Below are 24,717 nucleotides of genomic sequence, written 5' to 3'. Positions count from 1 at the left end.
AATGGCAATACGCTGATGCTCTTGAGGCCGACGGATGCGGCTATGGAGGAACTGCTCAGCAATGTCCGCAGCGAGCTGTCCACTGCAATCACTGGATATCTGGTCAAGCATCAGGTCGATCGCGGCGGTGCCCCCAGCGCATGTCCAACGGTTGCGATCACGCACGAAGAGCTCACGGCAGGCGTCGATTAGCGGAAACTCCTCCGCGAATTGGCGCAGCAACTCCCAATGCAATGTGCACCGATAGCCAGCCAGCAGCCCGGCGCGGGCGAGCACAAAGGTTCCCGTGCTGAGCGCACCGAGCGGCTTACCTGCGACGGCCAATCTTCGGAGGAAACGATCCACACGGACATCATGCAACTTCTCGGTTTGCATGCTTGCGATTACGAAGAGCCGATCGATCGCGGGTGCGTCGTCGATCGAAACGGTCTGTAGCTCAAGCCCGCTGCTCGAGCTAATGGGAGTCCCATCCGATGATAGGACATACCACTCGTAGAGTGATTGACCAGAAAGTCTGTTGGCTGCACGAAGAGGTTCGCTTGCCGAGGCCAGCGCCATCATCGAGAACTCCGTATGCGACGTCTCCGCCCCATTGATTTTCTTGTTGCAACGGTCAGGTGGAGCGCTTGCAGCTGGTCCTATGAGCACGTTGGGGAATCCCGGACGTGCTCATTGTGATGCGCTGATCCGTTGCGCATAGGCCCAGGGCATGAGGGCGTCGATGTCTTTGGCGAGGTGGCCATTTGCGAGGCTGATGAAGAGATCGCGCAGGTAGGCGTATGGTTCAACGCGGTTCATCTTGCATGTGCCGATCAGGCTGGCGAAACGGGCCCAATTACGGCCGCCTTCATCATGGCCGGCAAAGAGAGCGTTGCGGCGGTTCATGGCCGGACTTCTGATCGCGTTTTCGACGAGATTGGAGTCGATGTCGACGCGGCCGTCGTTCAGGAACAGCCGGAAGCCGACCTGGCGTTTCAGCATATAGGCCATGGCCTCGCCGAGGTCGGACTTGCGCGATACGCGCGCGGCCTGAACTGTCAGCCAGGTGAAGAACTCGTCCACCAGGGGGCGGGACAGGTGCTGGCGGACAGCCCGGCGATGATCGGGGTCACAACCTCGGATGCTGTCCTCGATCTTGTAGAGGGCGGCGATGCGCAACAACGCCTCGTCGACGATGGGCAAACCCTTCTTCGGCTGGGACTTGATCAGTTTTCTGCGGCCATGCGCCCAGCAGAAGGCCAGCCTCAACGGATCGCCGCCCGTGCGTTTTGGCGTTGCGAGGTGGGAGTAGCCGCCATAGGCATCGACCTGGATCGTGCCGTTGAAGCCGTCGAGGATACCTGCGGCATATTCACCTTTACGCCCAGGCCGATAATGGAACACCACGCCCGGCGGCGCAGATCCGTTCCAGCCGCGGTCGTCGCGCAGAATAGCCCAGAGATAGCCAGTTTTCGTCTTGCCGCGCCCGGGATCCAACACCGGAGCCGTGGTCTCGTCGACATATAGTCGTGAGCTACCCTGTTTCAGGATCATGGCCATGTGGTCTACCACCGGCGCGATCACGGCGCCCGTCCGACCCAGCCAGTCGGCCAGGACCGTGCGGTCGATCGGCACTCCGTGTCGGGCCATGACCGCGGCCTGCCGGTTCAGCGGCATGTGTTCGGAATGCTTGGACACGGCGATCTGCGCCAAGAGGGCTTCGGTCGGCCAGCTACCTTCCAGCAAATGCGCCGGCGCCCTGGCCTGAACCACTCCCGTGCGCCCCTTGGGGCAAGCATATTTCGGGCGGATCGCGACGATCACCTGATAGCGCGCCGGGATATGATCGAGCCGCTCCGTCCGGTCTTCGCCAATCCGGACCATGTTGCCGCAACCACAGGGGCAGGCAATGCTATCAGGCTCGATCACCTGTTCGACGCGCGGCAGGCTCTGGGGCAGAGCACGCGCCTTGCGTTGCCTGCGTGAAGCAGTCTTTTCGCAATTGGCTGTGCTGGCCGCGATCTTTTCCTCGACGAAGGCGATCTGGGCCTGTGTTTCGGCAATTGCCGTCTCCAGGTCCTCCAGCGCCAGTTCCATCTGCGTCGGATCGAGCTTTTCCGATTTCGGCCCGAACTTCGTGCGGCGGTAGTCCTGAACCTGGCTCTCCAGCTTCTCGATCAGTTCCTTCAACTCGGTGATGAAGGCGTCCTTTTCAGCCACCACCGCCTGCTCATGCTGACGGGCCGCACGCTCGACCGACAGCTCGAACTGTACGGCCGCAAAGGCGTTCACCACCTCTGCAGGCAGGTCCGGGAACTGGCTGAGATCAATGGGCGCAGACATGCGCCTTCGTAGCAAATCGAAGCAAAAAAGCCCAATAAAACAACGCCAAAACCGAACGGGTGAGTCACCCTGCCGCAGCGGGCGGCGCTACCCGCTGCGCTACCACGCGTCGCCAGTCGAGACCTTCGAACAAAGCTTCATACTGCCCCCGCGACAGCCGCATCGTCCCATCCTGCACTTTGGGCCAGGCAAAGCTGCCCTGTTCCAGGATTTTGTAGGTCAGCACCATTCCGGTGCCATCCCACACCAGGATTTTTACACGATTCCCGCGCTTCGACCGGAAGATCACGGTGACCCCGGAATGCGGATCAAGCTTCAACTCGGTCTGCACCATCAATGCCAGCGCCTGATGGCCACAGCGGAAGTCCACCGGCCGCGTCGCGATCAGGATCGGCAATCGTTGGCCCGCGACGATCATGCCGTCCCGCGCATCGCACGCACCAAGGCCGCAACCCGGTCAACCGGCACATCGCCGGGAACCCTCACCACGAGGTCTGCGCCTATTTCCACGGTCATGATCCCCAAAGTGATCTCGACCGGCTCCGGAACCGGCAAAGCATCGGCAGCCTCCTTCGGCTCCGTCGTAATCGCCAGGGGCACGAAGGCAGGCTCGAATGGGCCGCTATTCTCGCAAGGCACCGGCATCAGTTCCGCAGGCAGCGCCAAAAGACCCTGACGCGCCTGCCGTCGCCAGTCCGAAAGCTGATGCGCAATGAGATCATGACGACGCGCAACATCAACAACCCGCGCACCGCGTTGAAGGCTCTCCGCGACAATCCGCGCCTTCAGATCATTAGGCCATCGTCGGTTTCCACGACGAGGCTCGACAACTTCGCATCGCCCAACAAATCCCTCGCCATCCGCCATGCCAAATCTCCAGCTCCTGCCGAAAACCTTCTGGCAGAAACCTCAATGTTCAGAAACAAGCGAAATCAATGGGGTGTGGGCGGCGCATACAGAACTCCGGAAAAACCAATAGCCCAATACGTGTGGGTACGGATCCACTCCCGGGGATGCCGGTCGCCGTGCTGCCCTCTTTTAGCAAAAGTTTGGTCATTCACATCCTATCGCAGGCCGACTCGCGAATACTGGGTGTTCGGGTCGCCCGTCGACCAAGCTCACTTGCGCAACGGCACGATACGCGCTTCGGGCAACTACACCCAGTCGGTCGGCGCGACGGCGTGGTTGTCCGAGCATTCCGATTGGCTTACTTGGGCCGATTTCGAGAGCTCGGCAAGGAGCGCCTGCACAGGATGGGCGAGGCGAACCCCGTCGATGATCTCAACCTGGGACCGGCAGGAGAAGCCGTCCGCGAGGAGGCGACCCGAGGATCCGGCGGCGTTCACATGACTTGCCCAACTCAGTGCATAGATGTGCTCGGACAAGGCGCGATGCTCGACCTCGTGACCGAACGTGCCCGCCATGCCGCAGCAGCCGGACGGCAGAACGGTGAGTGCGATCCCGCAAGCGTCAAAGACGTGGCGCCAGCCTGCCACTGCCGCCTGCGCGTTCGTCCGCTCCGTGCAGTGCGGCAAGAGGAAGTAGTTGGGCGCCCCCGCGACGCGGGGGAGCCCATCTAGCCGGGCGGCCAGCCATTCCTGGATGAGTTGCACGGAAGGCAGCTTCCGCCCCGGGAGTGCTGCGGGGTACTCGGAACGGTAGGTCAGCGTCATAGAGGGGTCGAGCCCGACGAGGTCGACGCCGGCAGCGGCGAGCTGCCCAAGCGCACCCGCGTTCTTGGCCGCCAAGCGCTCAAACGAACTGAGGAAGCCGTGAACGTGGAGCGGCTTGCCGTTCGGCCGATAGGGCGCGAGCCACGGCCTCATCCCGATGGCGCGGAGGAGGTCGAGCGTGTCGAGCAGCACTCCCGTATCGTAGTAGGTCGTGAATGCGTCCGGAACGACTACGACGCTCTGCCTACGTTCGTGCGGAGCCAGGGCCCCGAGCGCGTCCGGCGTTGCCATGGCGACGCTCCTTGCCTTCAGCTCCCGCCCGAGATCGACCCCGGACAGCCTCGGCGTGTTGACAAGGCCGAGGGGCCGCATCAGGCCGAGGGCCGTCGCCAGGTTGACGAGCGACGGCATCCTGGCGAGGAGCGGCAGCATCGCCTCCAGCCGCCCGATCACGTGGTGGCGCAGAGGCCGCAGATAGCGTCCATGGTAGAGTTCGAGGAACTTCGCCCGGAACGTGGGCACGTCCACCTTGATCGGGCACTGGGCCGTGCAGGATTTGCAAGCGAGGCAGCCTGCCATGGCCTCGTGGACCTCATGCGAGAAGTCGTCGTCCCGACGGAGCGTTGCGAGAAGCCGGGATGGAAAAGTCAGCCAGCCGGGCCGGGCCCGCAGCCGTCGCGCTTCTGCCAGCGGGTCAATGTCCTTCGCGGCGAGCCGCCGCAGCCATTCGCGCATGAGCTGGGCGCGGCCCTTCGGGGAATGCCGGCGCTCGCGCGTGCCTTTCCAGGACGGGCACATAGCGTCGTCCGGGTTCCAGCTGAAGCAGGCGCCGTTGCCGCTGCAGTGCAACGCCTCGTCGTAGCCGGCCCGCACGCCGGACGGAATGGTTCGGTCGTGCTGGCCCTTGGTCGGCACGCCATCGACCCTCAGAAGCACGCCGCCGTCCGGGACGGCAATCTTGCCGGGATTGAATTGGTTGCGCGGATCGAAGGCCGCCTTGACGGCCTGAAGAACCGGGTAGAGCGGCCCGAAGAAGCGGGGCGAGAACTCAGAGCGCATACCCTTGCCGTGCTCGCCCCACAGGAGCCCTCCGTATCGCTGCGTCAGGGCCACGACCTCATCCGTGACTTCCCGGATCAGCGCCTCGGCGCCCGCCGCCTTCATGTCGATGGCCGGACGGACATGGAGCACTCCGGCGCCGACGTGCCCGAACATCCCGTAGTCGAGTCCGCGCCGGTCAAGCACCCCCCCGGAACTCCGCAATGAAATCAGCCAGGTTCTCCGGCGGCACGGCCGTGTCCTCCACAAAGGGGATCGGGCGCTTGTCGCCCTTCATGTTACCGAGGAGTCCGACAGCCTTCTTCCGCATCTCCCAGATGCGAGAGACCTCGATGATCCCCCGTGCGATCGTGAAGCCGCGCCGTCCGGCAACGGGTCTGTCCGTGTCAAGCGCATCCGTCAGCCGGCCCAGCGCCTCCTCAACCTGCGCGTCGCTTTGCCCGACGAACTCAATGAGGTTAACGCCACGCGCCGGTTCCCCGGCGTCCTCGGGAAAGAATCTAGAGACGCCCGCCCAAATCAGGTCACTCTGGGCGAGCGATAACACTTTTGAATCAATGGTTTCGATGGAGGCCGCCCCGAAGGCGATGAGGGCCTGCGTGTCCCGGAGCGCGGCATCGAAGCTGCCGTAGCGCAGGATCACCAGCGCGCTCCGGCTCGGCAGCGGCAGGACGTTGAGTGTCGCCTCCGCCAGAAATCCGAGCGTCCCCTCCGATCCACACAGGATAGCATTGAGGTCGAAGCGGCCGTCTGGGCGCCGGATATGAGCGAGGTCGTAGCCTGTGAGGCAGCGATTGAGTTTGGGGAAGCGCTGGGTGATGAGCGCCGCGTTCACGCGCTCAAGATGGTCGACGGCGCGATGAATGGCTCCTGCTTGGTCGGGGCGGCTCTTAGCGGCCGTGAGCGCCTCTTCGTCCAAGGGCGCAGAGTCCCAAACCGTCCCGTCGGGCAGGACGGTCGTCAGTTCCAGGACGTGATCGCGGGTCTTGCCATAGAGGCAGGATCCCTGCCCGCAGGCGTCGGTCGAGATCATGCCGCCTATGGTGGCCCGGTTCGATGTCGACAGCTCGGGTGCGAAGAACAGCCCGTAACGCTTCAAGGCCGCGTTGAGCTGGTCCTTCACGACGCCCGCCTCCATCCGAGCCGTACGGCGCACCGGGTCTATCGCGAGGATCCGGTTCATGTGGCGCGATATATCGACGACAAGCCCGTCCGTCAGCGATTGGCCGTTGGTACCGGTCCCGCCGCCGCGCGGCGCGACCCGAATGCCCGAGAACCGATTCTCCGCGAGCAGCTTCGCAATCCGGACTAGGTCGTCTCGGTTGCGCGGGAAGGCAATCGCCTGCGGCGTCAATTGATAGATCGAGTTGTCCGTCGCCATGACCGTCCTGTCGCCGGCCTCCGCCGACAGTTCGCCCGCAAAGCCGCGCGCCCGAAGTTCGGCACAGAAGGCTTGGTAGAGCGGAAGCGTGACGGATTCGGATGGGAGTTTAGGGATCATGTTGCTCAAGGAGGCCGGGCGCGGCCTGTTCCAGCCAGGGCCGCGCGGGTTCAAGAGGCGGAAGGGTTACATGGTGTGCGCGCGGATTCCGAGGTCGATGTTCTCGATCATGTAGCGGAAGACAATGTTCTCGGCGCTCATCTGCTGGCCATGCTCCATGCCGGCAATTAGTAACGGAGCCTTGGTTTTCTGCCCCGGATAGACCTGGTGCAGCCGGATCGACTCCTCGGGCATGTGGAGCGTGTTCTCCGCCCCATGGATGATCAGTGTCGGCGGGAAACGACCTGAATCCTTAACGAGCTCAGCCTCCGAGTCAAATGCTAGGGACTCCTTATACGACCTCGCACTCACGGTGCTGCAACCTGGCCAGCGATCAACCCCGTCGACATCCGTATAGCTGCCGAGCTGCTCATCGACGTAGGCTTGCGTCGCCGAGTCGAGGGGATAGTAACCAAGCCTCGTCTCTTCGGTCCCCGTGTCGAACGACGGTACCGGTTCGTCATCTGGCAACTCCAGCAGCGCCGCGTGTGCGGCCGTCTTGTCAGCGCGAAGGTTTTGCAATGAAGTCATGCGGGTGTAGTTCATCGGCACGTAGTACGGAACCTGGTCGCCGCCCGCGCGGGCCAGTTCTACAATGGCGGCCAAGCTGGCGACCGAACCCATCGCCCATGAAGCAACGACCGGCATGCGGCCAAAGTGCTCCTTGCTCCAGGTGGTCGCAGCGAGCACCTCGGCCTTCTGGTCCTCGAGGCTGACGTTCGTCATTGTGAGGTCGCCGCGCTTGACGGTGTTGCGCACGTCCTTATTCTTGAAGAAACCGGCGACGTCATAGGTCATCACGCGATAGCCGCGCCCGACCAGGGCCTTGCCCACCAACTGGCCGTACATGCTGGTGCCGCCGGTGAAGCCCGAGTTGAAGACGACCGGAGGGAGCTTCTGCTGCTCGTCGCTCCGATTGGCAGGGCGGAAGACCCGTCCACGCAGGCGATGGGTGCCGTCGTGGTAGGCCACAGGGAAGGAGATATCTTCTTCAATCAGGTTGGTCATGTTTTTCCTTTCAAGGGGAGGTTGGGAAGACTTCGGCGGATGCACCACGAAGCAGTACATCCGCCGTGGTACCTGTGAGCGCGGCGGTGGCGCGAGCAAGCCGCGCGACGAAGTCGAACGCGGCCAAAGGCGTGAAGTGATCGGCATAGGCCCGGCCCTCGCGGTCGCCGACATGGGGGGCGTCGCTGGCCTCCAGCAAGAGCCTGTGAGCGCCCACCCTTTCGACAATCCGAACGGCGAATGGTAATGCGGCGGCCGTATCGATCGCTGTACGGTAGCCGGGACCCTTGAAGTAGACGTTGCCACGCTCGCTGGCCTCGCGGAGCAGAGCGTCGAATGCGGGATCGTCAACGCCACGCTCGGGATGGCACGTGCCGAGGTGGTCGATCAGCACGGAAACCCGCTTGGGAAGCTGCCGCAGCACCTTCAAGTTGACCGCGGCTTTCTGCGCGTACACATGCACGTGCTGGTCAGCGCGCAACCCCGCGAAAAGCTGCTGCCACTCCGCACTAGCATAGGCATCATGGCTGAGCGCCTCGGGAATGGCGTCATGAAGTACGATACGCACACCCTGAACCTGCGGATGCGCCAATCGATCAGCGGTGGCATATAGAGGATCGGCCAGGATCGTTCCGACCAACCTGATGCTCCCGTAGCGCACGGGATCGCGCTCCTGTAAACCTGCCAGCTCGTTAAAGGACGCGAACACATTCTCGGAGTCCGGCAGGATGCTCAAGTGAACATTGTTGAGGAGGGTGGGGTTCAGCCCGGCATCGATCAAAGTAGCAAGATATGTGCTTAGAGGGTTCGGAGTTGGTAACGTGTAAGGCAGTCCACCTTTAACGCGCGTCAAGTCTTTGGCTGTGTAGAAGTGCGCATGCGCATCAATCCGTGGCGTTGCAATCGTCATGACCGGTCACTCATCAAAACCACGAGAAGGTATCCGGCCAAGTCCTCAATTGCCTCGCGACAGTTCGACGAATCGTGTCAAATGATCGCCATGCGCCATTCGCCGATCTACCTGACTAAGCGATATGCGCAAGGTCGCGAGATGAAATGGCAGTTAGGCTAGGTGCATCATTCGGAGGCAGGCAGCCACCATGCCCCGGAAGCTGCCAATGCGAGTCTGGGCCGTAGCCGCTTTGAAGGTGATCAGCCCCATGACTGACGGCCTGAATCCCGCGTCAGACGAGCGATCCCGGCTCTCCTCACGCAGTCATTTTTCCGGGTAGGCCATTTCTTACATGTCGAAGGCCGGCCGTCGCTCGGGCCGCTCAGCAAAGACACGATCATTCCAAAAGCCTCAGACCAAGCCGAAGATTGACAGTCCGACCCCGGCTGACCGTTCGCCATCGCACCATCAGCACCTCACCAATCACTGGATCCTTCGCGACCGCCATCTTGCATACCGGGAGCAAAGCGTCGGCAGGTCGCCATCTTGTTCGCTAAGGCCGACGACAAGTTATGGTCTCTTTGAAGTTCCAGGCGCGGATAGAAGCCACTCTGCTTTTTGCGCTTCATTGAGAGGTGGCTCGGCAAAAATGGACAGGGTGATACGTGGAATTTCTGCCTGAGATCGGCATGAGTGCCGGAACAGGAGAATCACGAATGAGCAGACGACCACGCCGGAACCACAGCCCGGCTTTCAAGGCGAAAGTTGCGCTTGCGGCGATCAAGGGAGAAAAGACGCTGGCCGAGCTGGCGCAGCAATATGATGTGCATGCGAACCAGATCACGGATTGGAGAAAGCAGCTTCTGGAAGGGGCCTCGAACGTGTTTGGCGCGGCGGAGAAATCGGAGCCGACGGTGGACATAAAGGCCCTCCATGCCAAGATCGGAGAGCTGACGCTGGCCAATGATTTTTTAGGCTCGGCGCTCGGCAAGGCCGGCTGGTCGGGGAGCGCAAGACGATGATCGACCGGGAACATGAACTGCCGATTGCCAAGCAGGCGGCCGAACTGGGGATCAGCCGCGGCAGCGTCTACTCCCTACCCAAGCCGACATCGGCGGCAGACCTGAAGCTGATGCGGCGCATCGACGAATTGCATCTGGATTACCCGTTCGCGGGCAGCCGCATGTTGCAGAAGCTTTTGAAGCGCGAAGGCTATGAGACGGGTCGCCTGCATGTGCGCACCTTGATGAAGCGCATGGATATCGAGGCGCTCTACCGCAAGCCGTATAGCGCGACAATCTGGGAGAGAAGCGCGCGACAATCTGGATGAGAATCTGGTGTCGCGGCGATGGTGATAATCTCGGCATTGATTGTCGCGCGCAAGAGGTTTTATCGGTTTGATTGTCGCGGCGCGTCAATCAGGAGCGACGTTTGCGGGCGTCGCATATGACGCCGGCCTGCCTGGCCCCCGCTTTCGCTCGATGGCCTCGCGCCGCCGATAGCTCTCGACATTCAGCTCGAAGATTGTGGCGTGATGGACGAGGCGATCCACCGCGGCGAGCGTCATGGCTGGATCGGGGAAGACCTTTCCCCATTCGCCGAAGGGCTGATTGGCGGTGATCAGCAGGGAACGCCGCTCGTAGCGGGCGCTGATGAGCTCGAACAGCACGCTCGTTTCGGCCTGGTCCTTGGTGACATAGGCGAGGTCGTCGAGGATCAGCAGGTGGAAGCGATCGAGCCGGTTGATCGCGGCCTCGAGGCCGAGTTCGCGGCGCGCGACCTGAAGCTTCTGGACGAGATCAGTGGTGCGGGTGAACATGACCCGCCATCCGGTCTCGATAAGGGCAAGTCCGATGGCCGAGGCGAGATGGCTCTTTCCGCCGCCGGGCGGGCCAAACAGAAGCAGGTTCGCTCCCTTCTCGAGCCAGCTGTCGCCGGCGGTGATGGCCATCACCTGGGCCTTGGAGATCATCGGAACGGCTTCGAACTCGAATGTGTCGAGGGTCTTGCCCGGCAGGAGGCGCGCCTCGGCGAGATGGCGTTCGATACGTCGCCGGTCGCGCTCAGCCAGTTCATGTTCAATGATCGCAGCCAGGAAGCGAGCGGCCGGCCAGCCTTCCTTGTCGGCCCGTTCGGCAAACTGCGGCCACATAACCTTGATGGCCGGCAGGCGCAGTTCGTTGAGGAGCAAGCCCAGCCTGGCGGAATCGACAGCGGGGTTCGTCTTCATGCCGCATCTCCTGTCAGGTTGGCGCCAAGCAGGGCTTCATAGGCGTTGAGCGGAGCAAGACGCACGACGACACTCGGCAGCCGGGCGGGATCCGGCGCGAACCGTTCCCGCAAAGCAGCCATATTGGGCAATCGCCGTGCCTGTAGCGAGGCGGTCAGTTGATCAGCCAGTTCGCTCTCGCAGCCGCGCTCGTGCGCCATGGCGAGAAGCTCGACCATGGTGCGGCAGGCCTGCCGCTCAGGCAGTCGCTCTATGAGCACGTCGAAGGTTCGCCGGTAGGCCTCGCGGGGGAAGAGCTGGTCACGATAGACGAGGTTGAGCAGCGCCATCGGCTTGCGGCGCAGCGAATGGATGACATGCCGATAATTGACGACCTGGTCGTGCTTGCCGTTTGAAGAGGCGCGCCCGCGCGGCAGCGTCATGAGCTGCGTGCCGCCGATGAAGATATCCAGCCGATCATCGAAGAGCCGCACTCTGAGGCGGTGGCCGATCAGGCGTGAGGGCACGGTGTAGAACACCTTGCGCAGCGTGAACCCGCCCGATGACGTTATGCGCACGGTGACCTCCTCGTAGTCGGAAGTGCGCCGGACGGGCAGTTCCTGGAGTTCGGCCCGCTCGATGTCGATGCGCTTGGAGTTGCGAGCATTCACGCGGCTGACGATCTCGTCGACAAAGCGACGGTAGGCTGCCAGGTCGTCGAAATCGCTCGATCCCCGCATCAGCAGCGCGTCATTGATCGCCCGCTTGAGATGGCCGTGCGGGCCTTCGACGGAGCCGTTCTCATGCGCGATGCCGCGATTGTTGCGGGAAGGGGTCATGCCGTAGTGGCCGCACAGTTCGTCGTAGCGGCGCGTCAGGTCCTCCCGGGCGTCCTTGTCCAGGTTGCGGAACGCCGCCGACAGGCTGTCGCTGCGATGCTCGCGGGGAGCCCCGCCGAGCGACCACAGCGCGTTCTGCAGGCCTTCCGCCAGAGCGACGAAACTCTCGCCACCGAGCACGACATGCGCATGCTCGAAGCCGGAATAGGCGAGCCGGAAATGGTAGAGCCGGTGATCGAGTGGCTGGCCCGCGATCGTGACGCCGGCGGCTGCCATGTCGGTGAAATCCGACAATCCCATGCGCCCGGGTACGTGAACCTGCCGGAAGATGACCTCCTGTTCCTCGCCATGGACGGCGCGCCAGGCTCGGACGCGACGCTCGATCGTGCGGCGAATGCCGGCTCCAAGCTCGGGATGACGCCGGATCATCTCGTCGAAGATGGCGATCGCCCGAATGCCCGGAGCTGCCCTCAGCATGGGCGCGACCTCGGCTTCGAAAATATCGGCGAGAGGGTCGGCACGGCGCCGTTGCCGCGGCGCCTTCTTTTGTGACGGCAGTCTCGAATCCTTCTCGATGCGATAGGCCGTGGCGATACTGATCGACGCCTTCGCCGCCGCGACGGCCGTCGTATTGGTCTGCCGGAACTTCATGAAAAGCCTCATATGGTGATCGGTTACGTGGCGGCCGGGCACAAAGCGATTCCTCCCCAACAGGAAAAACCACCGGCATACCCGGTCGACCGTGATCACCAGACGAACGCTCCCGAAAAGGAACGCGCCGCCGGCGGATTGAAACTCCGGTCGGGCTACGCCCTCCCTGCGTTCCAATCCGCCGGCATTCTCATCCTGATTGACGCTGCGCTCTCACGTTGATTGCCGCGCCGCAGCAAGCCGCGCACTTCGAAGCCGGGGGACGGGCACAAGATCTATCCGTATTTGCTGGGCAAGCTGGCGGTGACGCGGCCCAACCAGGTCTGGGCGACGGACCTGACCTATATCCCGATGGCCCGCGGCTTCTGCTACCTGGTTGCTGTCGTCGACTGGTTCACGCGCAAGGTACTGAGCTGGCGGCTGTCGATCACCATGGATGCGGCGTTTTGCATTGAAGCCCTCGAGGAGGCGCTGGCGACATACGGCAAGCCCGAGATCTTCAACTCCGATCAGGGCAGCCAGTTCACCAGCCATGACTTCACCAAGGTCCTGCTCGACCGGGAGATCAGGATCAGCATGGATGGCAAGGGCGCCTGGCGCGACAACGTCTTCGTCGAGCGTCTCTGGCGGTCGGTGAAATATGAGGAGGTCTATCTCAAGGCCTATGACAGCGTTCGCGAAGGGCGAGCGTCGATCGGAAAATATCTCGATTTCTACAATCGGGGACGCCCGCATTCCAGCCTTGACGGCAGAGCGCCAGATGAGGCCTACTTCACCCCGCTACCGCTTCCCGAGGCGGCCTAACCATAGGCAGTGTTCCACTTATAAATCGGGAATTCCTGTCCAAACAAACCGAGCCACCTCTTTTCAAAGAATTGCAGCAGCGTGTTCGGCGCTGCATAGCAACTGTACTGTGCAGACCGGGCCCGATCATGTCACCGCCGCAACGCTGCCTCGCTGACCGCGGCGTCCACGCGCACGTGCAAACCGCCGGCCAGGCCGATCTCAATCATGCCACGCTGTTCCGCCCCCGGTCGCTCCGGAAAGGAGGCAGCCGACCCGATGCTGACAACGTCGACGGGACCAATTCCGGCGAAGCCACCGACGTCGGCGTGCGCATGTGCCGGCGTCACGTGAACAACAGGTTCGCATTGATATCATGCCGCTGCGGCACGAGCGACATCGACGCCCCTGACTCACAGCTCTCGGCAACCAGCCGCTGCTTCTCTTCGAGAGTGGATGACTTGCGCCGGCGGGCGCGCCAGTATCGGCGAGGGTCAAGGGTCCGGTGTAGTTCCCATATCCTTTTGGTAGGTGGCTCGCGGAGCGAGCCAATTGAGAACATGTGCCCGTCCTGCCAGATCGCGGCTACCTTCAGCCACGCATCCATTCCACATGCACCCCGTCTACCTACTTGGCCTCGAGCACAGCGCTGAGAAATTGTCGGGTCCGCCCGTGCTGCGGATCGCCGAAGAGCTGGTCGGGCGGGCCTTGCTCGGCAATCTTGCCGCCGTAAAAGAAGCAGACGCGGTCGGAGAACTCCTTGGCAAAGGCCATCTGGTGCGTGACCATCAGCATTGTGAGGTCATGCTCTGTGCCGAGCTTACGGATAACGTTGAGCACCTCCCCGACGAGCTCTGGATCAAGCGCCGATGTAACCTCGTCGAACAGCATCACCTTGGGTCGCATGGCCAGCGCCCGAGCGATCGCCACGCGCTGCTTTTGGCCGCCGGAGAGCTGGATCGGGAAATGGTTCTTCTTGTCGCTGAGCCCGACCATATCGAGCAGCTCTGCCGCTCGGGTCTCAGCCTCCTGTCTGGACAGCCCGAGCACCGAGATCGGCGCCTCCATGCAGTTCTGCAGGGCGGTCATGTGCGGGAACAGGTTGAAGTGCTGGAACACCATGCCAATTTTGCCGCGCACACGCCGCAAATGACGCTCATTCGCCGGCACCATCTGGCCGTTCTTCCGCATGTGCGTGAGCGGCTCCCCGTCTACCCAAATCACCCCCTCATTAATGCGCTCCAGCGTCATCAGCATGCGCAGCACGGTGGTTTTGCCCGAACCGGAGGGACCGATGATGCACACCTTCTCGTTGCGGGCAATGTCGAGATTGAGTTCATCCAGCACGCTAAGCGTGCCGTAGCGCTTTGCGACGTTCTCAAAACGGACCATAGGTTCGCTCATGACTTTCTCGGTGCGCGCGATGCCTAATTTGAGTTCCTCCAGCACGCTACAGCGCTTAGTGAGGTTCTCCAAGCCAACTGTGGCTTCGCTCATGGCGGACCTCCTACTGGAGATGGTAGCGACGGTTGAGCCAGAAGCTCACCGACTGCACGATTGCGGAAGCGGCCAAACTGAACACGAGGTAGAACAGGCCGGCCATGGTGATCGCCTCGACGTAGCGATAATTGTCACTTCCGAAATTCTTCGCCTGTTGCAGCATCTCGAGGATTGCGATGGCGGCCAGGATCGGTGTGTCCTTGAACATGCCGATGAAGTAGTTGCCGAGGCCGGGCACGATGGGCGGGATCGCCTGCGGAAGGATGATGGCGCGCCAGCTCCGCGCCGGCGACAGGTTGAGCGCTGTGCAGGCCTCCCATTGGCCCCCTTCCACATTCTCTATCCCGCCGCGGTAGCACTCCGAGCAATAGGCGGCATAATGTATGCCCAGCACGCCGATGCCAACTGTCCAGGCAGGGATGACGATGCCGAACTGAGGTCCGACGAAATAAACGAAGAACACCTGCAACAGCAGCGGCGTGGAGCGGATGAACTCCACGATCTCCGCCATCGCTGTGGAGATGTAGCGGTTCGGCGACTGGCGGATCAGCGCGAAGACTAGGCCCAGCACCAGCGCGATCGCGAAGCCGAGCAGCGTGGCCTCAACTGTGACAATCGCGCCCCGATAGAGATACGGGAACGCCTGCCAGACATAGGACCAGTCCCAAAGGCTCACGCCTGTGCCTCCCGCACAAAGCCCCGCGAGAAGCGGCGTTCCAGCCAACGCACCAAGGGCGTGATGAGGGCGCGCGCGATGACGTAATAGCCGAACAGCGCCACCGCGAAGAATAGCAGATAGTTACCGGTGGCGTCGGCAGCAAGCTTGGAGGCGGTGGTGAGTTCTGTAATGGTGATGAAGAAGATAAGCGAGGTACTCTTGAGCAGATCGATGAGCAGGTTGCCCCAGGCAGGCAGCATGGCGCGGATCGCCTGGGGCAAGAAGATACGCCGCATCGCGGTCAGCCGCGGCAAGTTGAGCGCGATGCTGGCTTCATACTGGCCGCGGTCGACGCCCTGGATGGCAGCGCGGACCAGCTCGGCACCGTAACCGGACACGTTCATGCCGATACCGAAGATCGCGACGGTCCAGGGTGATAACGCGACCCCGAAGATAGGCAACACAAAGAACCACCAGTAGACCTGCACCAGCATCGATGTCCCGCGGAAGAATTCGATATAGGCGACGCCAAACCAGCGCAGCGGCCAAAGGGGCGAGATCCGGATCAGGCCAACGATCAGCCCTAGGGCGATCGCCACCAGCGATGACGCGAGGGTCACTACGAGGGTGACTATGACGCCCTTGGCGAGCGCTGCAACGCTGAAGCCGAGCGCTAACTCGTTCATCATGTCCCCCCCTCGCTGAGCGCCCCCGGCCAGGCCCGGGAAGGCGGTGAGGCGTATGAATAGCAGTTCCCCGCCTGGCATCAATGCTCGCACAGCTCGGCAGTCGTCTTGCCGTCCGGCAGGTTGGCTTTAGTATAGCCGTATTTGCCGACTGACCCCATCATCTCGTCCGAACCGATATAGTCTTTCAGTACGGCGTTGAAGGCATCTACCTCCGCCTGCTGGTTCGGCAGGAACGCGAGGCCCGAATAATAGTTGTTACCGGCCGGGACCAGCGCGACACTTTCGTCTTTGTCAGTGAACTCCTTCATGGTGAAGTAGGCGCCCGAACCCGCGGCGGCACGGCCGGACTTCACCGCCTGCAGGATTTCCGCCGGGCCGGCGACCTGCATGATCTTGTCGTCGGGGACGCCGAGTTTGCGCATGAGCGCGATTTCGCTGTAACCCGCGCCGGTGACGAAGGTGAGGCTCTTGTCGTGTACATCCTGATAGGAGTGAAGGTTTTCCGGATTGCCAGCCGGAACAATCAGCGCGTCAGTGGCCTTGACAATCGGGTCGGTGAACAGCACGTTCCGGCAGCGCTCCGGCAGGATGTACATGCCGCCCGTGATGATGTCGAAGCGACCCGCCTGCAGGCCCGGAATGAGCGAGCCCCATTCGGTCACGACCGGCTCGACCTTAGTCGTGCCCAGTTTCTTCAGCATGTCGGTCGTCATCGCATTGACGAAGCCGAGCGGCTCGTTGTTCTCGCCGGGATAGGCCCAGGGAACCTCGTTGGAGAAGCCGACTCGGATCGTCTCTCCGTTCTTGATCTTCTCCAGCAGCGACTGCGCCGAAGCCGAACCGGCAAATGAGGCGAGTGCCATCGCTGCTACTCCGAGCGCGGCAATTCCTCTCAGGATTGCGCGTCTCCGCGCCCGATGTTTCCACTTATCCATCTAAAGTTCCTCCCGGCTCACGTTTTTGTTTCACTAGTCCACCAAAAATATGCGAGACGACGTTCACATTATCCATGCGTTCACATGAAACACGATCCAGCAGTTATACGGAGTTCAAAGGCACCTCTATCCTTGGGCCTGCCAGCTCATTTTTGATGCCGACCTTTCAGGTGGCCGCTTCATAAAGGTAGCAGCCCAAATCGGCCGCTTTGCACGAACCAATACCTCTGAACGCAGGAAATCGGCGTATTCTGGCTGCATTCGAATCAAACCGACGATTAACGGGCGAGGGGTTGCATTCTGCGGTCCAACTGCCCGAACCCTCAACGAGCTCAGCCTCCGGGTCGAATGCTTCCGATCTCGCACAGCAACTGTGGAAGCCAAGCCCGGTACCGGATCCGATGCTAGCGCCTGCCAGTGTCTGGCAGGCCACATCGGCGGAGATCAGCTCATCCCCTTTTTGGGGGAGCTATGCACGGCGCCTTGAAGCCGTCGAGAAAGGCGGTCAGATTAGAGGCGATCCTAGACGCTTTCGCGCTGGGGCGACGGCGCATCAAGATGGATCGGTCGCCGCGGAGGACTGCAGGACGGTTCGGCTGTAAACCGAGATATGGCGTTTGGACCCTTCGGTGAACGCACATCTTGCCCAATCTCCCCAACGCTCCACTAGCGCCAGCCCTACGCATTCAGCCATGGTATCGAGTTCCTGGTGATAGATGTAACGAACGCGATAGGGCAAACGTCTGACCGATGTACCTGAAAACCACAGGAGGGTTGAAACCAAGTTCTGGTTCAGTGGGTCGTGTACCTGTGCATCGAGAATCGTATTCTCATGGTCTACGAGCGGCGTAGTAGTTTTTTGCCCGCTGACGAACCCATCCAATGCTGGCACCTCCGTCTCTATAACTAAAATTCCGTCGTCAGCTAGCGTCGCCACGGCAGATCGGAGGCAACTTATTTGCTCTTCGCGCGTGAAGAGTACTGTTAACGTGTTGTAAACACAATACACGAGATTATAGCGCCGTTCCGATTTGAACTCAGCAATGTTTCCTTTCCACGCGTTGACAAGATCGGTACGCTTCTCGAGAAGTTTCAACATACTGTTGGAAGCGTCGATACCTTCGACTCTAACGCCGCGCTCGCTTAGCGGCACTGCCACGCGACCGTCCCCGATACCAAGTTCTAGAGCACTTCCTCCGCTACAATATCTCTCAAGAAAGGCCGCAGTCTGAGCTGCTTCGATGACCTTTCCGCGGATTCTGGTAAACTTTTCATAGATTAGTGCCCAATTCTCGTCGTATTCGAAGTCGTCAGACATCGTATTCTCCTAGTTTGTAAATTATTTGATCCACTTCCTGGCGCCAAATATATTGCTGGCAGTATGCTACAGCTTATACTTAAGCATGCAATAGAAAGTCATTCTACGTAGTTGAAGGGTGGAAAGTCATTCCGGATTAATCACCACGCGCCGTTCGACGTAGCGAGGTAAGAGAGCGCGTCCCCGCAACCATGCGCAGCCTTGTGCATCGAGCCGTTCCGCCTCGCGTCAACTGGCCGAAGTTGGTCAAGCTCTCCAGCGAAATCATTGGCATACATATAACGGCTCCGTGTTGGGCGACTCTCAACACAAAAGAGCAAGAGCCATGCCGACTTTTAATAGTTGTTTGTATTCAGAGGTTTGACTTTTCTGTGCCCGATTCAGTCTGTTCGCTAGCGACACCATTTGGTCAGGATTCCGACAGTGGACAAGCGAATTGCGTCGCGACAGCGGTCCCGTCCACGCACCCAAGGCTGCGGCGGCTATCATCGAGCGGCGCCCTGTGTGGATCGCGGTCCACCTTGAACAGCGGATTGTACCGGCCACGAGCATCGGTCCTTCAGAATGCCGCCAAAGGTCTTCAGATGGTGCAACCGCCAGCACCCTTCCTCGGCCCGGATCGTGAGACGGTGGACCGCGAAGGCATAGCGGAACTCGTAGGTCGGGCGCCTACCCCTCCGCAGCGCTGCTCGATGAGGAGCTGGCGCCGATCGTCAATGTAGCTCCGCAACTCTCTCACAAGGTCGTCGCGCATGGGCACGATCCGTATGCGCCCGCTTGCTGGCGCGGACCGTCAAGATGCAGCGTTCAAGATCGACATCGGCCATCTTGGGTCGCACGGCTTCCTCAAGCCGCAGGCCGGTGCAATGGAGCACAAGAACAAGCCTACGCAGCATCGAGGCCACATGAAGTGCCCCTGATACGCCGAGGCGACAGCAAGGATTCGGCGGATCTCGTCCTGGGTGAAAATATGGAAAAAAGGTCGACTCAATTACCGGCGGCCAGCTGTGCTCGGGCACATAGCTGATCGGATCGCGTCGCCGGCGGGAAGACAGAGCTGGCGAATGACGCCGAACTCGTTGGCGAGCGTGACGGCTTGCGGGGGCGCCGCCCAAAGGGCGCTGAATGGCCTCGGCCCAGCGGGATCGAGCCTTCTTAGCCCCAATGATGACACGAGGAAGCAGAGGAAACGGTCGATCTCGAACGCATCACGGCTGTAGGGATGCCCCTTGTCGCGTTTGAACTGCCGAAAGCTCTCCGCCTCGCTCTCCAGTTCGGAAAGGGTGACGATGGTGATCACGCCGGCATCGGCAATGCGACATCACGCAACGTCTCCGCTGCGATCCGCACATGGGCAGAAAGTGATCTGGATCGCGGTGCCCGAGAAACTCGGACGCTACACGCGGCGGGGTGCCGAGATCGATCTGGCGTGCCGCGTGGGAATGGCTCAGAACGTGGCTGCCGAGGGACGGTGCCGAAATCCCCCCAGCTCTTGATGATGGCGTAACGCGCTTGAAGCGGCCATGGGCCGAACGGCACATGCATCTGCACGAACAAGGCCGGGTGGGTGTCTCCATGGGGTGTCCCGCGCTGATAGCACGCCACGGCCTTGGCGACGGCCGGCAGGAGCGGCAGGGTGAAGGCTATCCCTGTCTTTGGACGGACGACCGACAATGTGTCGGCTTCCCAATCGACGTCGTCGAACCGCAAGCGTATAGTCTCGCTCCAAGGCCGTAGGTGTTCATCATCAACAGGAGCGCGTAATCGCGCAGACCCATTGGTGTCGACCGATCCACGGCCTTCAGCAGCCGCTGCACATCCTCCCAGGCGATGCGCTTCATACGGTCACCTGCGGATTGCCGCAATGCCGCGCAGGTATTCGGCCTAAGGCGTTGCTGGCCGCTTTGCCGGCCGTGGCGACCGCCAATCCGGCAACTCCGTGCGGTGATAGATTCGGTTGAGCGACTGCAGAGCGTTCCGGAAAAGCCCCAGCGACTGCGGCTCGAGATTCCATCGCTGCGCATACCGACCTGTGAAGCAATTTTCGCGTTCGCGGGGTGAGCTCTTCGCGCTCGACCAGCCGTGTTCGGCGCAATAGGCACGAAACAGCTGATCCTGCTCATGTAGACAAGCGCCGCGCCAGGGCTCAGGCGGCGGTCGGCGCGCCAGAGACGGATAGTTGTACTCGGCGGTGGGCGTGGGTTCGGTCCGCATGGACATCATCTGGTAACTCTTTGTTGCAAAACCAGTTTCTCAGATTCTCGGGGTCGATGCACTTCTTTTGGTGAGATATTCAGGCTGGTCGACCACGACCTTGCAGATTGTCGGAATCCGCAAACAAATTGTGCCATTACAAACAGACGGAATCGGACGCAAATATCCAATTTATTGAACTAAAAGCGCTTTTCAATTTGGCATAACGCTTGCGCTCTGAACTTCGCTCAATTGTCTGTGATGGTTATTTCGCTTGATGGTCTGATCACTTGCGTCGTCCTGCTATCAAAGTTGCCGGCAACGGAACGATTTGTGGAGACGTTGCCCGCGAGGGGGCGTCTCCTGTATTGGCGGTGTGAGTGCGTTCACTGCATTTTTGCGCTCAGGTTCAGGGCTCGTGCCGTCCTGCGACCTTCCCCAGAGTGCTTGATCAAGTTGGTATAGCAAACCTTAGACTGTGGATGGCAAGCAGCTTGTTAGCTTTAGTTGTACGCAAAAGCAGTTATAAAACAGTGAGCATTGACTGGTATTACCTAATTATCTATGAGCAAAATCCGTCAATAAATTTCGATACTGCAAAAGGATCTTGTCTGTGAGATACATGACTGAGCGTTTCAGTTGGGCTAATAAGAATATCTCAATCTCACGCACATGAAAATAGACAACGCACCAAAAGGAAAAGTGATATGCAAGATAAGCATATATATTACGATAAATTTTCTTCAATCTATGAAGAATATACCGGCATGTTAGGGAAAGTCGCTGAGGCAGATGATACAGCCACCTTTCTTGAGCGACTCTCTCACGGAGGGAGCGCTCTTGAACTTGGTATTGGCAGCGGGCGCGTGGCGGTGCCGTTGAGTGAGCGCGGCGTCAAGGTCGAAGGTATGGATAACTCGGACAGAATGTTAAAACTTCTCGCCACGCGGACGGATCTGATCAAGGCTTGGAAGGCGAACATTGCCAATTTCAGCTTAGAGCAACGTTACGATCTGGTCTATTGTATCTACGACACGTTCATGCTGCTCCTAAAACGCGAAGAGCAAATAGCTTGCCTCCGATCTGCTGCTGAGGCGATAGATGAAGGGGGAGTTTTGGTGATAGAAGTGCGTGTGCCAGCCTTAGATGGTTTCGTCAACGGCCAGAAAATTACTACTGCGCTCGTGGATCACGAGAATACATTCGTCAATGCGGAAATCCACGATCCACTAAACCAGAACCTGATTTTAAGCTTTCTCTGGTTTTCCGGTACATCGGTCAGACGCTTCCCCGAGCGCGTTCGTTACGTTTATCACCAGGAGCTCGATACAATGGCCGAATGCGTGGGGCTGGAGCTAGCTGAGCGTTGGGGAGATTGGACGAAAGGTGTGTTCACCGCTGGCTCCAAACGTCATATCTCGGTTTATCGCCGAATTAAGCGATAGTCCGCTTTTGAGATCCACCTATCGAGCACTTTTGATGGGCGCCCCGTTGCTGCAACCCTCCGCAAAGGACTGAATGCACGGACTCTAAGAGCATCGGCTTTATGGAGCAACCCTTGGAAGCTCGGGTACAATGCCGGCACCTCCTCGGCTGGCGCTGGCGCTGCGGCGGCGGCAGGTTTCGGGCCGTTGCACCAAGGCGGTGACGGAGCGGGCTCAATCCGCATGCCTGCGCACTTCTGTGGGGTGTTTGGACTAAAACCCAGCTTCGGGCGTGTGCCCTACTCTCCACTCGGCGTCGATGATTTCAGTGCCCATGTCGGACCGATAACGCGCACCGTTGCAGACAGCGCTCTCATGCTTCAGGTGATAGCCGGTCCGCACTTCCTGGACCATACGACGCTTGAGGCGGGACCTGCCAACTATCTCGCGCGACTGCACGACGGCGTAAATGGCAAGCGTGCGTATTCCGACGAAGCCGGCCATCGATTCCGATTTGAAGCCGGCCAGTCATTCCGATTTCATTCCGGCCGGTGTTCCGATTTGAAGCCGGCCATTTTTCGGACTGATCCTGGGTCTCGTTGATGTTTGGATTGGGTTTCGTTTCAGGTCAAGCTTGCGCTGTTTCAGAGGCTCTTGGCGAGCGCTGTTTTCGCATGCTTTCACCGGTGAGATCGATGCGATAGGCGTTGTGAACGAGGCGGTCCAGGATGGCATCGGCCAGAGTTGGGTTTGCAATGATCTCGTACCAGCGATCCAGGGGCAGCTGGCTGGTGACGATTGTCGATCGGCGTTCGTAGCGGTCTTCAATGATCTCAAGCACATCACGCCGCTGGTCATCATTGAGTTTTTCGGGTCCCCAGTCATCGAGAATGAGAAGGTCGGTTTTGGCGAGTTGCTTGAGGATCCGGCCATAACGTCCGTCGCCTCTCGCGAGGGCAAGCGTGGCGAACAGGCGGGGAACGCGGTGATAGGCGACGGAGAAATCCTCTCGGCAAGCTTTGTGGCCAAGCGCACAGGCCAGCCAGCTCTTGCCGACGCCCGCCGGCCCGGTGATGAGAAGACTGTGATGCTTTCTGATCCAGTCGCAGCCGGCGAGCGCCATGAACAGATTGCGATCAAGACCGCGTGCGGCACGAAAGTCGGCATCCTCGATCTGTGCGTCATGGCGAAGTTTTGCAGCCCTGGCGCGGGCTTCGAAACGCTTCTGGCGGCGCATGGTAGCCTCGCGCTCGAGCAGCATGGCAAGCCATTCGCCATGCTCGAGGCCGCGTGCTTCGGATTGTGCGTCGAGCTCCTGGAAGGCGGTGGCCATGCCATGAAGGCCGAGTTCGCGCAGCATGTCGATGGTCGGATGGATGAGCATTGGTATGTCTCCTCAATGGAAGTAATCGGGGCCACGCAGATTGGCGTGATCGACGATGGCGGTCGGTTCGGTGGAATGCCTTGCGGCCTTGTGATTGGCGATAAGCGAGGCGATGCTCTTGCAGTTCAGCCCACCGATCTCGACAGCGCGGGCTGACACGGCTTCGGCGCGGTCGCGTGTGATATCGCGAAACAGGCGAAGGACACCCAGGCATGTCCGAAAGCCTTGTTCAGGATGTGGGCGGCTGGCGAGGATTGCGACAACCAAGCCTTCCGTCTCGGGCCCGACGGATGCGGCCCAGCGACGGAAACGATCCGGCGTCCACTCGGCATATCGCCGGTGGGAGCTGGGCATATGATCCGGATCCGTCCCATGACGAGGGCCGCCATAGCGGCGCTGATGGACGGCAATGCGCTTGCCGCGGTGGAAGATCTCGATGGTGCGTGCCGTTGCTCTCAGATCGACTTGCTGGCGAATGAGGCTGTGCGGCACGGAATAAAAGAAGGTCTTGAACTCGACGTGGTAATCCGTCGAGACGCGGGCCAAACGCCACTCGGCGAATTCGTAGTCTTTGCTCGGAAGGCTTGCGAGCGCAGCACGCTCGACGCTCTCAAACAATTGCCGGCGACTGACGCCCAGCCGACGCATGACGTGATCATTGATGCGATCGAGTGCCTGGCGAATGGCGGCATTGGCCTCGGCCAGCGAGAAGAAGGTCTGGTTGCGCAGCCGCCCCAGAATGCATGACTGGGCGAAACGCACGCCGTTCTCGACTTTCGATTTGTCCTTCGGCCGTCGCGGCCGTGCCGGAAGAACGCCGACGCCATAATGGGATGCCATCATGCCGTAGCTGCGATTGATCTCGGGATCGTAGAAGCTGGCGCGGCTGACACCCGACTTCAGATTGTCGGGGACGATCAGTCGGGGAACGCCATCAAAAAAACGAAACATCCTGACGTGCGAACCAATCCAATCAGGTAGTGTCTGGGTCCAGGTTGCTTCGGCATAGGTGAAGCTGGACGCTCCCAAGACCGCCACAAAGATCTCCGCCTCACGGAGCTCGCCGGTGTCTCGATCAACGATCGGGATCTTCTTGCCGGAATAGTCGACGAAGACCTTGTCGCCGGCGGCGTGTTCCTGGCGCATCGTCGGCGAAAGCCGCTGTTCGAAGCTGCGAAAGAGCTCGCAGAACCGGCTGTAGCCATATCCGTCGGGATGACTTCCTCGATACTCTTCCCACAAGATGAGGAGCGTGACGCCCGGCTTCTTGAGCTCGACGGCAAGATCGGCCCAGTTCGGCTCTGCGCGCCGCCGCGTGCCCTGTTTGACGCCATTGCGAGCGAAGAGTTTGTTCTCAAGCGCGTCATCGGTCAGCTCGCCTGGCAGGGGCCAGCTCAACCCGATTGCCGCTGCGCGCCGCAGATTATCCTGCACCGTACTGCGTGCTATTCCCAGCACGACCGCAATCTCGCGGGAGCTGGTCCCGCTTCCGGCAAGCCGAAGCATTTGTCTCAACTGTCTCATGGTCAGCCTTCTCTTTGCCGGCATCAAAATGTCCTCGTTCATCGCGAGGTAATTGCTGCCAAAGTTGCTGACCCAGGAGGTAATCTTCAGTGCCGAAAACCGGCCGGTCTTTGGTT

General features: G+C 60.5%; 20 protein-coding genes and 4 pseudogenes. 7 read left to right on the top strand and 17 right to left on the bottom strand.

All coding sequences use genetic code 11. The features are described 5' to 3' along the window. The first annotated feature begins 42 nt into the window (after window positions 1-42). A complete protein-coding gene (locus MesoLj_RS34250; RefSeq protein ID WP_202327625.1) occupies window positions 43-192 on the top strand; it encodes a hypothetical protein in 150 nt (49 codons plus the stop codon). Here the strand turns inward: MesoLj_RS34250 and MesoLj_RS36950 are convergent. From MesoLj_RS36950 to MesoLj_RS34220, 7 genes and pseudogenes are all read right to left on the bottom strand, one after another. Further along, window positions 160-558: pseudogene (locus MesoLj_RS36950) on the bottom strand (AraC family transcriptional regulator); the annotation flags it as partial. The gene MesoLj_RS34250 and the pseudogene MesoLj_RS36950 sit on opposite strands and share 33 nt — an antisense overlap. A 111-nt stretch (window positions 559-669) precedes the next feature. After that, window positions 670-2,322 carry an IS66 family transposase gene (gene tnpC, locus MesoLj_RS34245; protein WP_202324128.1) on the bottom strand — a complete coding sequence of 551 codons (1,653 nt, stop codon included), beginning with the start codon at window positions 2,320-2,322 and terminating at the stop codon, window positions 670-672. Between the two features lie 64 nt (window positions 2,323-2,386). Continuing rightward, entirely contained in the window at window positions 2,387-2,740 is a 354-nt protein-coding gene (gene tnpB / locus MesoLj_RS34240) for an IS66 family insertion sequence element accessory protein TnpB (RefSeq protein ID WP_127420643.1), read from the bottom strand. Beyond that, the gene (gene tnpA, locus MesoLj_RS34235; RefSeq protein WP_202324126.1) at window positions 2,737-3,189 is read right to left on the bottom strand and encodes an IS66-like element accessory protein TnpA; all 453 of its coding nucleotides are present in this window, start codon (window positions 3,187-3,189) and stop codon (window positions 2,737-2,739) included. The genes tnpB and tnpA overlap by 4 nt, the downstream gene beginning before the upstream one ends. Window positions 3,190-3,476: 287 nt before the next feature. Beyond that, window positions 3,477-6,555: pseudogene (gene ydiJ, locus MesoLj_RS34230) on the bottom strand (D-2-hydroxyglutarate dehydrogenase YdiJ). 66 nt (window positions 6,556-6,621) lie between these two features. Further along, the gene (locus MesoLj_RS34225) at window positions 6,622-7,602 is read right to left on the bottom strand and encodes an alpha/beta hydrolase (RefSeq protein WP_202324205.1); all 981 of its coding nucleotides are present in this window, start codon (window positions 7,600-7,602) and stop codon (window positions 6,622-6,624) included. A 10-nt stretch (window positions 7,603-7,612) separates the two neighbouring features. Next, on the bottom strand, window positions 7,613-8,512 hold the full coding sequence (locus tag MesoLj_RS34220) for an amidohydrolase family protein (RefSeq protein ID WP_202324203.1): 900 nt from the start codon (window positions 8,510-8,512) through the stop codon (window positions 7,613-7,615). A 698-nt stretch (window positions 8,513-9,210) separates the two neighbouring features. Between MesoLj_RS34220 and MesoLj_RS34215 the strand changes: the two are divergent. Next, window positions 9,211-9,779 (top strand): annotated as a pseudogene (locus MesoLj_RS34215) (IS3 family transposase); the annotation flags it as partial. 129 nt (window positions 9,780-9,908) lie between these two features. Here MesoLj_RS34215 and istB (MesoLj_RS34210) read toward each other — a convergent pair. Both istB (MesoLj_RS34210) and istA (MesoLj_RS34205) read right to left on the bottom strand, forming a co-directional pair. Next, complete coding sequence (istB, locus tag MesoLj_RS34210) at window positions 9,909-10,724, bottom strand: IS21-like element helper ATPase IstB (RefSeq protein WP_202324153.1); 816 nt, start codon at window positions 10,722-10,724, stop codon at window positions 9,909-9,911. After that, window positions 10,721-12,235 carry an IS21 family transposase gene (gene istA, locus MesoLj_RS34205; RefSeq protein WP_010913869.1) on the bottom strand — a complete coding sequence of 505 codons (1,515 nt, stop codon included), beginning with the start codon at window positions 12,233-12,235 and terminating at the stop codon, window positions 10,721-10,723. The genes istB (MesoLj_RS34210) and istA (MesoLj_RS34205) overlap by 4 nt, the downstream gene beginning before the upstream one ends. On the opposite strand from istA (MesoLj_RS34205), the gene MesoLj_RS34200 reads away from it, so the two are divergent. Continuing rightward, a complete protein-coding gene (locus tag MesoLj_RS34200; RefSeq protein WP_202296250.1) occupies window positions 12,206-12,415 on the top strand; it encodes a hypothetical protein in 210 nt (69 codons plus the stop codon). The genes istA (MesoLj_RS34205) and MesoLj_RS34200 overlap by 30 nt on opposite strands. Before the next feature lie 15 nt (window positions 12,416-12,430). Next, window positions 12,431-12,997 (top strand): annotated as a pseudogene (locus tag MesoLj_RS34195) (IS3 family transposase); the annotation flags it as partial. 606 nt (window positions 12,998-13,603) lie between these two features. Here MesoLj_RS34195 and ehuA read toward each other — a convergent pair. The 5 genes from ehuA to MesoLj_RS34165 all read right to left on the bottom strand — a co-directional run bounded on the left by ehuA (window position 13,604) and on the right by MesoLj_RS34165 (window position 18,076). After that, window positions 13,604-14,380: an ectoine/hydroxyectoine ABC transporter ATP-binding protein EhuA gene (gene ehuA, locus MesoLj_RS34185; RefSeq protein ID WP_244730948.1), complete on the bottom strand. Its 777-nt coding sequence runs from the start codon at window positions 14,378-14,380 to the stop codon at window positions 13,604-13,606. Window positions 14,381-14,483: 103 nt separating this feature from the next. Next, a complete protein-coding gene (gene ehuD, locus MesoLj_RS34180; RefSeq protein ID WP_202324197.1) occupies window positions 14,484-15,152 on the bottom strand; it encodes an ectoine/hydroxyectoine ABC transporter permease subunit EhuD in 669 nt (222 codons plus the stop codon). Next, window positions 15,149-15,823, bottom strand: a complete 675-nt coding sequence (ehuC, locus tag MesoLj_RS34175) for an ectoine/hydroxyectoine ABC transporter permease subunit EhuC (RefSeq protein ID WP_244735246.1) — start codon at window positions 15,821-15,823, stop codon at window positions 15,149-15,151. Before ehuC ends, ehuD begins: the two co-directional genes overlap by 4 nt. A gap of 77 nt (window positions 15,824-15,900) precedes the next feature. Then, window positions 15,901-16,686 (bottom strand): ectoine/hydroxyectoine ABC transporter substrate-binding protein EhuB, encoded by a 786-nt coding sequence (gene ehuB / locus MesoLj_RS34170; protein WP_244730584.1) that lies wholly within the window; start codon window positions 16,684-16,686, stop codon window positions 15,901-15,903. A 625-nt stretch (window positions 16,687-17,311) separates the two neighbouring features. Continuing rightward, on the bottom strand, window positions 17,312-18,076 hold the full coding sequence (locus tag MesoLj_RS34165; protein ID WP_202324192.1) for a class I SAM-dependent methyltransferase: 765 nt from the start codon (window positions 18,074-18,076) through the stop codon (window positions 17,312-17,314). A 752-nt stretch (window positions 18,077-18,828) separates the two neighbouring features. Between MesoLj_RS34165 and MesoLj_RS34160 the strand changes: the two genes are divergently transcribed. Further along, window positions 18,829-18,996, top strand: a complete 168-nt coding sequence (locus MesoLj_RS34160) for a hypothetical protein (RefSeq protein ID WP_202324190.1) — start codon at window positions 18,829-18,831, stop codon at window positions 18,994-18,996. Window positions 18,997-19,067: 71 nt separating this feature from the next. Here MesoLj_RS34160 and MesoLj_RS34155 read toward each other — a convergent pair whose 3' ends face one another. Beyond that, the gene (locus MesoLj_RS34155) at window positions 19,068-19,376 is read right to left on the bottom strand and encodes a hypothetical protein (protein ID WP_202324187.1); all 309 of its coding nucleotides are present in this window, start codon (window positions 19,374-19,376) and stop codon (window positions 19,068-19,070) included. A gap of 1,600 nt (window positions 19,377-20,976) precedes the next feature. On the opposite strand from MesoLj_RS34155, the gene MesoLj_RS34150 reads away from it, so the two are divergent. Together MesoLj_RS34150 and MesoLj_RS36945 are read left to right on the top strand one after the other, a co-directional pair. Continuing rightward, window positions 20,977-21,714, top strand: coding sequence for a class I SAM-dependent DNA methyltransferase (locus MesoLj_RS34150; protein WP_202324184.1), 738 nt, complete (start codon window positions 20,977-20,979; stop codon window positions 21,712-21,714). A gap of 12 nt (window positions 21,715-21,726) precedes the next feature. Continuing rightward, on the top strand, window positions 21,727-22,296 hold the full coding sequence (locus tag MesoLj_RS36945; RefSeq protein WP_446720346.1) for an amidase family protein: 570 nt from the start codon (window positions 21,727-21,729) through the stop codon (window positions 22,294-22,296). A 25-nt stretch (window positions 22,297-22,321) separates the two neighbouring features. Here MesoLj_RS36945 and istB (MesoLj_RS34140) read toward each other — a convergent pair whose 3' ends face one another. Then, complete coding sequence (gene istB, locus MesoLj_RS34140) at window positions 22,322-23,077, bottom strand: IS21-like element helper ATPase IstB (protein WP_202324181.1); 756 nt, start codon at window positions 23,075-23,077, stop codon at window positions 22,322-22,324. Window positions 23,078-23,089: 12 nt separating this feature from the next. Then, window positions 23,090-24,601, bottom strand: coding sequence for an IS21 family transposase (istA, locus tag MesoLj_RS34135; protein WP_446720276.1), 1,512 nt, complete (start codon window positions 24,599-24,601; stop codon window positions 23,090-23,092). Window positions 24,602-24,717 lie beyond the last annotated feature (116 nt).

The organism is Mesorhizobium sp. 113-3-9 (assembly GCF_016756515.1).
In the GTDB taxonomy this organism is placed as follows: Bacteria; Pseudomonadota; Alphaproteobacteria; order Rhizobiales; family Rhizobiaceae; genus Mesorhizobium.
Note: the sequence above shows the minus strand (reverse complement) of the source record. Positions and strands in the feature narration are given on the sequence as shown.